This is a genomic window from Methylobacterium sp. CM6246, assembly GCF_054818005.1.
The window spans coordinates 602501-614889 of the sequence record NZ_JBTXKY010000001.1; the positions used below are offsets into that span (position 1 = coordinate 602501).

The 12389-nt window shown below is 70.1% G+C and carries 15 protein-coding genes (1 of these 15 cut by a window edge); 8 read left to right on the plus strand and 7 right to left on the minus strand.

What is annotated here, in order from left to right; translation table 11 throughout:
* Positions 1–854, plus strand: the 3' portion of a protein-coding gene (locus tag ACYQPG_RS03080) for an efflux RND transporter periplasmic adaptor subunit (protein ID WP_461230224.1). Its footprint begins 64 nt before the window's first position; the window shows 854 of its 918 coding nt (coding positions 65–918); its start codon lies off the left edge, out of view; the stop codon is at positions 852–854.
* A 206-nt stretch (positions 855–1060) separates the two neighbouring features.
* Entirely contained in the window at positions 1061–2224 is a 1164-nt protein-coding gene (metB, locus tag ACYQPG_RS03085; protein ID WP_461230225.1) for a cystathionine gamma-synthase, read from the plus strand.
* A 9-nt stretch (positions 2225–2233) separates the two neighbouring features.
* On the opposite strand, the gene ACYQPG_RS03090 is transcribed toward metB, so the two are convergent.
* Both ACYQPG_RS03090 and ACYQPG_RS03095 read right to left on the minus strand, forming a co-directional pair.
* Positions 2234–3010 carry a hypothetical protein gene (locus tag ACYQPG_RS03090; RefSeq protein WP_419828674.1) on the minus strand — a complete coding sequence of 259 codons (777 nt, stop codon included), beginning with the start codon at positions 3008–3010 and terminating at the stop codon, positions 2234–2236.
* A 130-nt stretch (positions 3011–3140) separates the two neighbouring features.
* The gene (locus tag ACYQPG_RS03095; RefSeq protein WP_419828675.1) at positions 3141–3362 is read right to left on the minus strand and encodes a ferric siderophore receptor protein; all 222 of its coding nucleotides are present in this window, start codon (positions 3360–3362) and stop codon (positions 3141–3143) included.
* A 72-nt stretch (positions 3363–3434) separates the two neighbouring features.
* Here ACYQPG_RS03095 and ACYQPG_RS03100 point away from each other — a divergent pair, with 72 nt between their 5' ends.
* From ACYQPG_RS03100 to ACYQPG_RS03115, 4 genes are all read left to right on the plus strand, one after another.
* Positions 3435–3878, plus strand: coding sequence for a lysozyme inhibitor LprI family protein (locus ACYQPG_RS03100; protein ID WP_419828676.1), 444 nt, complete (start codon positions 3435–3437; stop codon positions 3876–3878).
* A gap of 86 nt (positions 3879–3964) precedes the next feature.
* The gene (locus ACYQPG_RS03105; protein ID WP_461230226.1) at positions 3965–4750 is read left to right on the plus strand and encodes a LamB/YcsF family protein; all 786 of its coding nucleotides are present in this window, start codon (positions 3965–3967) and stop codon (positions 4748–4750) included.
* Positions 4751–4856: 106 nt separating this feature from the next.
* On the plus strand, positions 4857–7202 hold the full coding sequence (locus ACYQPG_RS03110; protein WP_147909231.1) for an Orn/Lys/Arg family decarboxylase: 2346 nt from the start codon (positions 4857–4859) through the stop codon (positions 7200–7202).
* On the plus strand, positions 7202–7786 hold the full coding sequence (locus ACYQPG_RS03115) for a GNAT family N-acetyltransferase (RefSeq protein WP_147909230.1): 585 nt from the start codon (positions 7202–7204) through the stop codon (positions 7784–7786). Before ACYQPG_RS03110 ends, ACYQPG_RS03115 begins: the two co-directional genes overlap by 1 nt.
* 16 nt (positions 7787–7802) lie before the next feature.
* Here ACYQPG_RS03115 and ACYQPG_RS03120 read toward each other — a convergent pair whose 3' ends face one another.
* The 3 genes from ACYQPG_RS03120 to ACYQPG_RS03130 are packed head-to-tail and all read right to left on the minus strand — an operon-like array spanning position 7803 to position 9674.
* Complete coding sequence (locus tag ACYQPG_RS03120) at positions 7803–8396, minus strand: YceI family protein (RefSeq protein ID WP_461230227.1); 594 nt, start codon at positions 8394–8396, stop codon at positions 7803–7805.
* Positions 8393–9001, minus strand: coding sequence for a cytochrome b (locus ACYQPG_RS03125; protein ID WP_147909228.1), 609 nt, complete (start codon positions 8999–9001; stop codon positions 8393–8395). Before ACYQPG_RS03125 ends, ACYQPG_RS03120 begins: the two co-directional genes overlap by 4 nt.
* Positions 9002–9029: 28 nt before the next feature.
* Positions 9030–9674 (minus strand): YceI family protein, encoded by a 645-nt coding sequence (locus tag ACYQPG_RS03130; protein WP_187193483.1) that lies wholly within the window; start codon positions 9672–9674, stop codon positions 9030–9032.
* Between the two features lie 99 nt (positions 9675–9773).
* Between ACYQPG_RS03130 and ACYQPG_RS03135 the strand changes: the two genes are divergently transcribed.
* Together ACYQPG_RS03135 and ACYQPG_RS03140 are read left to right on the plus strand one after the other, a co-directional pair.
* Positions 9774–10739 carry a LysR family transcriptional regulator gene (locus ACYQPG_RS03135; protein ID WP_147940410.1) on the plus strand — a complete coding sequence of 322 codons (966 nt, stop codon included), beginning with the start codon at positions 9774–9776 and terminating at the stop codon, positions 10737–10739.
* 176 nt (positions 10740–10915) lie between these two features.
* Complete coding sequence (locus ACYQPG_RS03140) at positions 10916–11278, plus strand: cupredoxin domain-containing protein (protein WP_147909226.1); 363 nt, start codon at positions 10916–10918, stop codon at positions 11276–11278.
* A 12-nt stretch (positions 11279–11290) separates the two neighbouring features.
* Here the strand turns inward: ACYQPG_RS03140 and ACYQPG_RS03145 are convergent, their stop codons facing one another.
* Positions 11291–11809: a hypothetical protein gene (locus tag ACYQPG_RS03145; protein ID WP_461230228.1), complete on the minus strand. Its 519-nt coding sequence runs from the start codon at positions 11807–11809 to the stop codon at positions 11291–11293.
* Between the two features lie 329 nt (positions 11810–12138).
* Positions 12139–12354 carry a hypothetical protein gene (locus ACYQPG_RS03150; RefSeq protein ID WP_378995658.1) on the minus strand — a complete coding sequence of 72 codons (216 nt, stop codon included), beginning with the start codon at positions 12352–12354 and terminating at the stop codon, positions 12139–12141.
* Positions 12355–12389 lie beyond the last annotated feature (35 nt).

The following is a 12389-nucleotide window of genomic DNA, read 5'->3' on the forward strand; positions in this document are numbered from 1 at the left end:
CGACGGTGCTGCTGCTCGCCGCGCTGTGGCGTACCTACATGCTCGCGCCCTGGACGCGCGACGGGCGAGTCAGCGCCGAGATGGTGCGGGTCACCCCCGAGGTCTCGGGTACGGTCGTCGACGTGCGCGCCGTCGACAACCAGTTCGTCCATCGGGGCGACATCCTCTACGTCATCGATCCGCACCGCTTCCGGCTGGCGCTCGACAGCGCACAAGCCGTGGTCCTGGCCTGGCGCGAGGACGCGGCGCTGAAAACCGCAGCGGCACGCCGGCGCAACCAGCTGAGCCCGGGTGTCGTGGCCTCCGAAGCGGTCGAGCAGGCCAACGGTATGGCGGCGATCGCGCGTGCGGATCACGACGCCGCGGTCGCCGCCGCCCAGGTCGCCGAGGTCAACCTCGACCGCACCACGATCAGGGCACCTGTGGACGGCTACGTCACCAACCTCCGGCTGCGGCCGGGAGATTATGCGACGACCGGCACGACCCGCGTCTCGGTGATCGATGCGGAGGGATTCTGGATCAACGCGTATTTCGAGGAGACCAAGCTGTCCCGGATCGCGATCGGCGCGCGCGCCGAGATCCGCCTGATGGGTTTCGAGCCGCCCCTCTCCGGGCACGTGGAGAGCATCGGGCACGGCATTGCCGATGCCAACGAGAGCCGCGACCATCTCGGCCTGCCGACCGTCAACCCGGTCTTCCCCTGGGTGCGGCTGGCGCAACGCATTCCCGTCCGGATCCATATCGACGCGGTGCCGCCGGGGGTGACGCTCGCGGCGGGCATGACCTGCAGCGTGGCCGTCGGCGAAGCCGTGGGCGGCAACCGGCTGCTGTCCCGGCTGGAATTCCTGCCGTGACGGCGCCACGGCTCCGCGCCACCGGGTATCGGCAAACCGGAGACGCGCCGGAGACGGAGCGGCCTCCTGCCCGGCCCCGGATATGTTCGCTCGGGTGGCGCGCGGCTCGTTCTCTTGAAAGCCTATTCCGTTCGGCATAAAGAACGCGCTGACGACCCGCCGGCCATGCGCGCCGGTCCGAATTTCGGCGCAGGAAAGACAAGCCGATGCCAGAGGGACTCGATGCCCGCACGATCGCGGCGACCAACGGGGTGGCCCAGGATACGTCCTTCGGCGCCGTGATCGCGCCGATCCACCTCTCGACGACCTTCAAGTTTCCCGCCTTCGAGCAACCCGGGCCCTACGATTACTCGCGGCTCGGCAACCCCACCCGCGACCAGCTCGCCGACACCATCGCCAAGCTCGAAGGCGGCGCCAGGGCCGTCATGGTGTCGAGCGGCATGGCGGCCATCGATCTCGCCCTGTCGAGCCTGTGTCCCGGCGACCTGCTGGTCGCGCCGCATGATTGCTACGGCGGGACGCACCGGCTGCTCAGCCTCCGCGCCGCCCGCGGGCAGTACCGGGTGCTGTTCGTCGACCAGACCGACCCGGACGCCCTGGCCGCAGCGCTGGCTCAGACACCCAAGGTCGTGCTGATCGAGACCCCGAGCAATCCGCTGATGCGGGTCGTGGATGTCCGCCGCGTCACCCATGCGGCCAAGGCGGTCGGCGCCCTGGCCGTGGTCGACAACACCTTCCTGTCGCCGGCGCTGCAGCGGCCGATCGCCCTCGGGGCGGATCTCGTCGTCCACTCCACGACCAAGTTCCTCAACGGCCATTCGGACGTGATCGGCGGGGCCGTGATCGCCGCCGAGGCCTCGGTCGGCGACGACCTCGCGGCCTGGGCGAACACGATCGGGGTCACCGGCTCGCCGCTCGACGCCTACCTGACCCTGCGCGGCATCCGCACCCTGTTCGTCCGGGTGGAGCGCCAGCAACAGAACGCCGCCCAGCTCGCGGCCTTCCTGGATGCGCATCCGGCCGTGAGCCGTGTCCATTACCCGGGCTTGGCGTCCCACCCGGGCCACGCCATCGCCAAGGCGCAGCAGGCCGGGTTCGGCGCCATGCTGAGTTTCGAGCTCGTCGATGGCCGCGCTGCGGTGAAGACCCTGGTGGACACCCTGCGGGTGTTCACGCTGGCCGAATCGCTGGGTGGGGTCGAGAGCCTGATCGCGCACCCGCCGACCATGACGCATGCGGCGATGGATCCCGAGGCGCGTGCCATCGCGGGCATCACCGACGGGCTGCTGCGCCTCTCGATCGGCCTGGAAGCCGTGGACGACCTGCTGGCCGACCTGTCCCACGGCCTGGAGGCGGTGACGCGCGGCTGAGCCGGCGGCTCACTCCTCCTCGATCACGCTGAACCCGGACTCGTCCTCGACGACCCGGTACCGGGAGAGGCGCAGGGTCTGCGAGCGCTCGGCCGCCTCGTCCCGGCATTTCAGGACGTGGGCGGTCCGGTTGACGACCTGCAGGTTCGGCGCGCCCCAGTAGCCGAGCAGCTCCGGCCAGGGCGCGTCGCGGTGCTCGCGCCAGACCCGGTAGAGCGGCACGGCGTGGTCCACCTCCGCGGTGCGCAGCAGCCGCTTACCGGAGGCCTTGCAGCGATGCCCCTGATGGCGCTTCAGGACGCGGACCTGCTCGTGCGGCGCGATCCAGAACTTCCAGGCGGCGACACAGGCGGTGTGCCAGGCGGCCTTACCGTTGGGCACGCCCTGCCCCCAGAGGTCGCGGTGCCAGCCGAACCGGTAGACCGGCTGGCCGCAGATGCAGCAGGCGCCGCGGCCGCGGGCGAAGGCCGGCTCGCGGAACGGGGCGGGCGGGATCCGGAAGCTCGCCGGGCGGCCGCCGGCGCCGCCCTCGCCGAGCTGCCAGGTCCAGCCCTCCGGCGTCCCCGAGCGCGCGGCCAGGGCCCGGGCCAGCCGGTCGGCCCGCAGGATGTGGTTGCGCCAGTAGCTCTCCACCGCCAGGCGCGGAGTCGGCGGGATCAGCGGCCGCGTCAGCGCATGGTGCAGGATTGGCGGCGGGAAGATCGCGGGCAGGGCCCGCTCCAGTCGGGCCTGGGCCTTGGCGTTCTTCTGGTCACGCCAAGTGGATGTCGTGTTCGATGCCGTCATGCCCGGCCGTGCTAGCGCGCGACGCACGGGAAGGCGACGGCATCCGGGCCACAGGTTCGGGCCGGCAGACTTAAGACAGTGTTTCCCGTGAAACATCGCCGCCGGGGCAGGAGGTCGCGCCCTCGGATGCCTACAGGTCGACCGACATCGACAGCAGGGAGGTGCGCGGGCCGCCCTGGAAGACGGTGTCGAATGCAGCGACCCCGGTCCAGTACCGCGTCCCGGTGGCGTTCAGCACATTGGCCCGGAACGTCGTCCGGCGACCGTCGAGCACCGTGGCGTGGTGCAGGCCGAGATCGAGCCGTGCCCAGTCCGGCAGCCCGGGCGTTCCGCATGAAAAAGAAGTGTTCATGCCTTTCCGGCCAGCGTTCCGCGGTCCGGCCGCGCATCCGCGCCGGCGTGATTCGCCTCCGGGGAGACCGCGATGCCCTCGAATCCCTTCACCGTGGCCGGCTCGTCCGGGATCCTTGCCCTCGCCGCGCTCTGCACCTGCGTGCTCCCCTTCGCGAGCGCCCGGGCCGACCAGCCTTCGGCCAAGCTGTGCCGGGCCGCGACCTCGACGCCAGAGACCCAAACCTGCCTGCACAAGGCCCTCGAGGCGGCCGACGCGAAGCTCAACGCCGCCTACAAGAAGGCCCTGTCGGTCATCGAACAGGACGACCGCCCGCTGGACGCCAAGGCGACCTGGAAGGCCCAGTTCACGGCGGCCCAGCGCGCCTGGATCGCCTTCCGGGACGCCGATTGCGGCGATCTCACTTTCAGCGAGTGGAACAACGGCAGCGGCACCACCGGGGCGCTGTATGCCTGCAGGTACGACAAGACCGTCCAGCGGACCGAGGACATCCTGAGCCGGTACCCGCTTCAGTAGAGAGGTGGCTCCCGCCTCGGAGGCGGCGGCGGGCAACTGGTCCGACCCTTGAATGCGCGCAACCGCTGCGCACGCGAGGGACCTCGATGATCGTCGACCTGAACTGCGACATGGGCGAGGGTTTCGGCGTCTACCGCCTCGGCGACGATGCCGGGATGCTGGCGATCGCCAGTTCGGCCAACATCGCCTGCGGGTTCCACGCCGGCGACCCGCTGGTCATGCACGAGACCCTGACGCTCGCCGCCCGCGCCGGGGTCCAGGCCGGGGCGCATCCGGGCTTCCTCGATCTCTGGGGCTTCGGCCGGCGCCCGATCCACGGCGAGCGCCCGGCCGATGTCGAGAAGGTCGTGCTCTATCAGGTCGGCGCCCTCCTGGCGCTGGCCCAGGATGCCGGCTGCCCGGTGCGGCACGTGAAGACCCACGGGGCGCTGGGCAACATCGCCAACGCGGACGCGGATCTCGCCCTGGCGGTGGCCCGGGCGATCCGGACGCTGGACCGCGACCTGATCTTCGTGGTCATGCCCGGCCTCGAGACCGAGCGGGCCGGCGAGCGGCTCGGTTTGCCGCTGGCGCGCGAGATCTACGCCGACCGGGCTTACGCCGAGACCGGCAACCTGGTCTCGCGCACGCACCCGGGCGCGGTCCTGCACGATCCGGCCGAGGCGGCGGAGCGCGTGGTGCGGATGATTGAGGACCGCGCCATCACGTGCCTGTCCGGGCGACGCATCCCGGCCCGAATCGACAGCATCTGCGTCCACGGCGACACACCGGGCGCGGTCGCGATGGCCGCGCGGGTGCGGTCCGACCTGGCCGCCCTGGGGATCGCCATCAGGCCGATGGCCCAGGTGATCGGTAGCGCGATCGGCGCCTGAGTTCGCCGATTCCGTCCGGTTTCAGCCGCGATCCGCCTCACCGTCATGCAAACGTCGCAGATGGGCCAGAAAGCCACTCGCTGCTTACGAGGCTTTGAGAGGCCCTATGGATTTCCACCGTCGCTTCACGGTTCTGATGTGCGCCCCCGCCTTCGATCCGGACGACCTGGAGGGCGCGCGCGTCGCCCAGATCGTGGCGGCGGTGGAGAATCGCGGCTTCGAGGTGGTGCGGGCCCGGCGGGTCGAGGACGCGGCGATCGCCGTGCAGACCGATGCCGCCATCGGCTGCATGGTGGTCGACTGGGGCAAGCGCGGTCTCGACGGCAAGGCCGCCGCGCTCATTGACATGATGCGCAAGCGCGGCCTGGAGATGCCGATCGTCATCATGGTCCGCCGCAAGCGGCTGGAGGACATCCCGGTCGAGCTCCTGGACTTCATCGACGGCTACATCTTCCTGGCGGAAGAGACGCCGGAATTCATCGCCCGCGGCCTGGTCAGCCGGGTGACGCAATATGCCGAGACCCTGAAGACGCCGTTCTTCGGCGCGCTCGTGGACTATGCCGAGAAGGGCAACCAGCTCTGGACCTGCCCGGGGCACAACGGCGGCATCTTCTACAACCGCTCACCCATCGGCCGGATCTTCGTGGAGCACCTCGGCGAGGCGATCTTTCGCGACGACCTCGACAATTCGGTGCTCGACCTCGGCGACCTGCTGACCCACGAAGGGCCCGCGCTCAAGGCCCAGAAGGAGGCCGCCAAGATCTTCGGGGCGGAGAAGACCTACTTCGTCCTCAACGGCACCTCGGCCTCCAACAAGATCGTCCTGTCCTCGCTGGTGGCCGAGGACGACCTCGTTCTGTTCGACCGCAACAACCACAAGGCGGCCCATCACGGCGCCCTGTTCCTGGGCGGCGGCATCCCGATCTTCCTGGAGACGGACCGGAACGCCTTCGGCTTGATCGGTCCGATCTATCACGAGGCCCTGGACGAGACCCGGATCCGGGAAAAGATCCGCGCCAACCCGCTGGTCACCGACCCTGAGGCCTGGCGCCGGGAGCGGCCGTTCCGGGTCGCGGTGATCGAGCAATGCACCTATGACGGCACGATCTACGACGCGCAGGAGATCCTGGAGCGGATCGGCCACCTCTGCGACTACATCCTGTTCGACGAGGCCTGGGCGGGCTTCATGAAGTTCCACCCGCTCTTCGCGCGCCGCTTCGCCATGGGACTCACCGGCCTCGACGAGACTTCGCCGGGCATCGTCGCCACGCAATCGACCCACAAGCAGCTGGCGAGCTTCTCACAGGCCTCGCAGATCCACACCCGCGACGGCCATATCCGCGGCCAGACCCGGCGCGTGGAGCACAAGCGCCTCAACGAGAGCTTCCTGGTCCACGCCTCGACCTCGCCGTTCTACCCGCTCTTCGCCTCCCTCGATGTCGGCGCCCAGATGATGAAGGGCCGCTCGGGCATGATCCTGTGGGACGACACGATCCGGCTCGGGATCGAATGGCGCAAGAAGGTCCGGGCGATCCGTCGGGAGTTCGAGGAGAACGAGGCCGATCCACTGCGGCGCTGGTTCTTCGACCCGTTCGTGCCGGACGTGACCACCAACGCCGACGGGGCCGAGGTGCCGTGGGAGAAGGTGCCCACCGACGAGCTCGCCGCCGACCCGCGGCACTGGGAACTGAAGCCCGGTGCCCGCTGGCACGGGTTCACCCATGTGGCGCCGGGCTACGCGATCACCGACCCGAACAAGCTCACGGTGCTCACCCCGGGCTTCGACCGACGGACCGGGGCCTATGCCGACCACGGCGTGCCGGCCCCGATCGTCGCGCAGTACCTGCGCGAGAACCGGATCGTGGCCGAGAAGAACGACCTGAACTCGCTGCTCTTCCTGCTGACGCCGGGCGTCGAGTCGTCCAAGGCCGGAACCCTGATCTCCGGCCTCGTCGCGTTCAAGCGGCACCACGACGACAACGTGCCGCTCGAGGATGCGATGCCGGAATTCGTCAACCGCCGGCCCAACCGCTACCGGGGCGTGCGCCTGCGCGACCTCTGCGCCGAGTTCCACGCCTTCCACCGGGAGGCCAACACCTCCATGCTCCAGCGTCGGCAATTCGCCCCCGAACACCTGCCCGAGATGGTGATGCCGCCCAAGCGCGCCGCCCAGATGCTGACCCGCAACAAGGTCGATTACGTGCCGATCGCCGAGGCCGAGGGGCGCATCGCCTCGACCCTGATGCTGGTCTACCCGCCGGGCATCGGCACCGTCCTGCCGGGCGAGCGCCTGGACGACAGGGCCAAGCCGATGCTCGACTATTTCAAGATGTTCGAGGCCTCGGCCAACCTGTTCCCCGGCTTCGAGGCCGAGATCCAGGGGGTCTACCGCGAGGTCGAGCCGGACGGGCGGATCCGCTTCCACACCTACGTCGTGCGGGACGGCGCCTGATGGAGATCGAGCCCGAAGAGGGCGCCCCGATCCCGGCGCGGCCGAGCCCGGACATCATCATCCGCGCCTCCTCGGACGCGGATGTCGAGGCGATGGTGGCGATCTACGAGCACCATATCGGCAAGGGCGTCGGCAACGTCGCCGAATTCGACGACGAAGCGCGCCTGCTGCCCGACGACCTGAAGCGCCGGCGCAAGACCATGCGCAAGAAGCGCCTGCCCCACCTCGTCGCCGAGCGCGGCGGCCAGGTGGCGGGCTACGCCTACGCGGTGCCGTTCCGGAAGCGTCCGGCTTATCGCTACACGCTCAAGCACTCGATCTACGTGCATCCCGACCACCTCCATGCCGGGATCGGGCGCCGCCTCCTGCCGGCCCTGATCGAGGCCTGCGCGGCCGGCGGCTACCGCCAGATGATCGGCTACATCGACGCGCAGAACGCCGCGTCCCTCCGCCTTCACGAGACCTGCGGCTTCGTCCAGGTCGGCTACCTGAAGGCGGTGGGCTTCAAATACGGCCGCTGGTCGGACAGCGTGATGGTGCAGCGGGCGCTGGGCACCGGTTCCGAGGACCAGCCGGGGACGTAGGCAGCGACGGGACCGGTCAGTGCCCGTCGGCCCCAGCGGCGGGCTTTGCCGTGGCGACCAGCTCGATATCGACCCCGACGGCGAGGGCGACCCATTGTCCGGAGGCCCAGGCGCCCTGGCCGACGCCGAAATCGGTGCGGACGAGGCCGGCATGCCCGGTCGCATGCGCTTGGTCCCCTTCGAGCGCCAGGTGGAAAGGCAGAGTCAGCGGACGCGTCATGCCCCGGATGGTCAGGTCGCCGACCGCCTCGTAGTCGCCCCGGCCCTTGTCGACGAAGCGGGTGGCCTCGAAGCGCGCGTGGCTGGCGCTGGTCACGTCGAACCAGTCCCTCTGCGGCAGAGCCGCGTCGCGCTGGGCATCGCCGGTCCGGGCGCTGCCGAGATCGACCAGCACTGTGGCGCGGCCGGCCTCGGGCTTGGCAGGGTCGAACGCCACCCGGGCGTCGAAGCGCTCGAAGCGTCCCGAGAACGGGGTCCCGACCTGCACCCCCGAGAACCGGATCGCACTCTTGGCCGGATCCACCGCCCACTCGGCGGAGGCGGCCGGCCGCACGGCCCCCGGGAGGGCGGCCGACAGGCACAGGGCGAGGCACGCGAGACGCAGCGTCATCGGGTCGAGTCCAGGGTTTCGGGAGGCAGCGCGGCGGCGCGGCCCGGCAGCATCCGTGCCAGTACGCCGTCCCGCAGGATGAGATGGTGGCGCAGCGCGGCCGCCACGTGCAGCACGAGCAACGCCGTCAGGAACCACGCCCCGTAGGCGTGCAGCAGCTTGACGGCCCCCTCCGCCCCCGCCGGGTCGGTCAGCAGCGGGGCCAGCGGCAGGTGCGGCCAGGGTACGAGCCCGTACAGCACCGTCGGGATGTTGAACGGCGAGAGCGAGACCACCGCCCAGCCGGTGAGCGGCAGCCCGATCAGGAGCCCGTACAGGATGGCATGGGCCGCTCCCGCCGCCCGGCGCTCGCGGGCCGGCATGCCCGCCGGGTGCGGGGGCGGCCGGTGGAACAGCCGCCAGGCGAGGCGCAGGCCGGTCAGGACCAGCACGGTGATCCCGACCGACTTGTGCCACTGGTAGAGCGGGAACAGGCGCATCGGCGCCAGCCCGGCATGCGTCATGGTCAGGCCCATGCCGATCAGGGCGAGCACGCCCAGCGCGCTCGCCCAGTGCAGCAGGATGGCCACCGCGGAGTAGCGCCGCGCCGATGCGACCCATGCCATCGCCATCCTCCCGTCCCGTCGGTCCGGGTCAGTCCTGACGCTCGAAGGCGCCCGCGATGGTCAGGTGCAGGTCGTCGCCGATGAGCGGCAGGTAGGTCTTCACCCCGAACTCGGAGCGCTTGACCGTGCCGGTGGCGTCGAACCCGACCGTGACCTTCTTGCTCAGCGGGTTCACGCCGGCCCCGACCAGGGTGACGTCCAGCGTCACCGGCTTGGTCACGCCGTGCAGCGTGAGGTTGCCTGCCACCTTCGCCTTGTCCTTGCCCTCGGGCGTGACCTTGGTGGACACGAAGGTCATCTCGGGGAACTTGCCCGCGTCGAGCCACTGGTCGCCCTTCAGCTCGTCCGTGAGCTTGGCGCTGGTCGTGGTCACCGAGGCGACCGGGATCTTGATCGACAGCTTCGCGGCCGCCGGGTTCTTGGGCTGCAGATCGAGGGTCCCGGACACGTCCGAGAAGCCGCCGGCATAGTTCGAGAAGCCCATATGGGAGACCCGCCAGCCGACCTGGGTGTGGTTGGGATCGACCGCGTAGGTGCCGGCCTGGATCTGGGCCGGGTCACGGGTCGGCGGGGTCTGGGCCAGGACCGGGGTGGCGACCAGGACCGGAGTGGCGACCAGGACCGGGGTGGCGACCAGGACGGCTAGAAGGCCGGAGGCGAGAATCGACTTCAAGGGTGTCTCCTACAGGCGACGATCATGCGCGATTCGGTGCGCCGCAGCAGCGCTGTAGACCCGTTCACGGCCGCGGTTGAGCCTGCTATCCGGAACCCCATGGTTGCGAGAACGGAAACCTTCCAGGGCGGACTCGACGACGTGCGCGCCTTCTGCACGGTCGTCGATCTCGGCACCGTCACGGCCGCGGCCGCGAGCCTGCGGGAAACCAAGGGCAGCGTCAGCCGTCGCCTCTCCCGGCTGGAACGGGCGCTCGGCACCCGGCTGATGGCCCGAACCTCCCGGGCGGTCTCGCCCACCGCGGAGGGCCTGGCGTTCTACGCCAAGGCCCACGAGAGCCTGGCCCTGCTCGACGAGGCCGCCGAGACCGCCCGCGACGCCCGGACGGTGCCGGCCGGGCACCTGCGGATGACCACCTCCATCGATTTCGGGATCGAGGTGATGCCCGAGATCGTCGCGAGCTTCCGGGCGGCCTATCCGCAGATCACGGTCGAGATGCTGAACACCGATGCCCGCCTCGACCTGGCGGCCAACCGGATCGACCTCGCCCTGCGGCTGGGCGGCGCGGAGGAGACCGGCTACCGGGCGGTCGTCCTGGCGACCCTGGCGGTCGGCCTCTACGCCGCGCCCGCCTACCTGCTGCGCCGCCCCGCGCCGGCCGACCTGGCCGGGCTGCACGGCCACGACCTGATCCTGTCCCGGGAGCGGCTGGGCTCGGGGGCCCTGCCCCTCACCGATGGGCGCGGCCAGTCCGAGCAGGTCGTCATGAGCCCGGCCATCCGGGTCAGCGACTTCGCGACCGTCCACCGCCTGACCCTGGCAGGGGCCGGGATCGGCCATATCCCGAGCCTCGTGGCCGCCCGGGCTGTCGCGGCGGGCCAGCTCGTGCGCGTGCTGGCCCCCTGGGCCAGCCGCGGCGGGGTCCTGCGCGCCGTGACGCTGGCCGGGCGCGACCTGCCGGCACGGGTCCAGGTCTTCCGGGACCATGTACGCGAGGCGCTGACGGCCTGCGGTCCAGATGCTGGGGAGACGCACTCTAGCGATCAATACAATCAAGACTTGTAGAGACTAAATATCGGCGCCTTATTGACTGAACGATCGGGACAATCTTACGGTCTGGCTTAGCGGGGTGTTCAGGACCTCGGCGCACCATGGCGCTTCGCGGCAGCCCGGGCCGCTCGGCGGTCGATCCCGCCTCAATCCCCTGCCCGGGCGTATCCAGTACCCAGCGGACACCCAACATGCCCCTTCGCAACCGGCGCCTCCGGCCCTTGCTCCTCGTCGGAACGCTGGTTCTGGCGGGTCTGTGCGCCGCACCGCCCGCGGCCTGGGCGATGCTGTCGAGCACGACCCGCGTCGTGCTGCAGAAGGGACGCCATTACGTGCCGACCGACCTGTTCCTGCGGCGCGGCGATACGATCACCCTGCGCAACGAGGATTCCAGCCAGACACACCACGCCTTCATCGAGGCGGACCGGTTCTCGTTCGATGCGGGCGATCAGGAACCCGGCACCGAGACCCGGCTGGTCCTGGCGGAAGCGGGGGATTTCGTCATCCAGTGCGGCATCCACCCGAAGATGAAGCTGACCATCCACGTCCAGTAGGGCGCGGGGCGGTCAGCCCTCGCGGCCAAGGCCGAGGCCGCGGATCAGATCGCCGATCGGATCGATTTTCCTGGGCGCCGGCGCGGGCGCCGATGGTGCGGTCATCGGCTCGACGGCTGCCGTGCGGGCCAGGCCGGCGTTGCGCAGGCGGGCCGTCCGGCGGGGGCTGCGATCCGCCACCTTCGACCGGTGTGCCACCACCGTCTTCCGAGCTTTTTCGGCGGGGGCGACCATCTCGCTCGGCAGCGCCGGAGCCGCGATGGCACCCGGCGGCAATGCGGCGGCCAATCGCGGCGCCAGCAGGTCGGGGGCGGGCGCACGACCGTTCTCCGCTGCGGGGAGGTCGGACTTGCCGGGGCTGGCCAGCCGGGCCGGCGGATCCGCCCAACCCGATGGAGCAGCCTGCGCTGCGACAGTCCGGACCGGGCGCTGCTGCGCCTCGTAATTGCCCGGATGAAGAGTATGGGCCGCCACGACCAAGCCGAATACGGCGATCGCAGTCGTCGCAAGGGTGGATCTATAGTGTTCCATGACGGCAAAACGAACAGCCAAGGTCATGGTTCCGCTTGGCCGAAACCTCCGGCCGGAGCTTCAAAGTCCGGATCGCTGTCCGCCGCCACGGGGACGGGACTGAAAAAGAGGATACAGGACAGAAAAAAAGGCCACTCCCGAAGGAGCGGCCCGAAGTCTAGGGAGGAAACGCCCAAGAAGGGCAGCGGGATCGCGACGCCATCGCCATCCCGCACTGCACAGATAGGCTACCGCATTGCGGCATGCAACCGACCGGGAGCCGTTTGCTTATGCATGAGCGACACCCGACCGATCCACAAGCATGCACTCAGATCATGACGAGACGCTGATCAGCCGTCGTTCTGAGGCTCGTCGTGCCCGATCAGCCGCTCGACCTCGGCCAGGGCGACTGCGCGGGCCACACCCTCGGAGGCGTGCGGGCGGTACGATCCCCGAACCAGCTTGCCGCGGTCCCGGATCGCCCACGTGAAACGGCCCGGGTCGTGCCGGCTCGGCCTGACCTCAACCGTGTAGAGATGCCCGCCATTCGCACCCATGCCTCGCATGTGCGAACTCCCCTGCGCCGGCCCAGGGGGTGCGA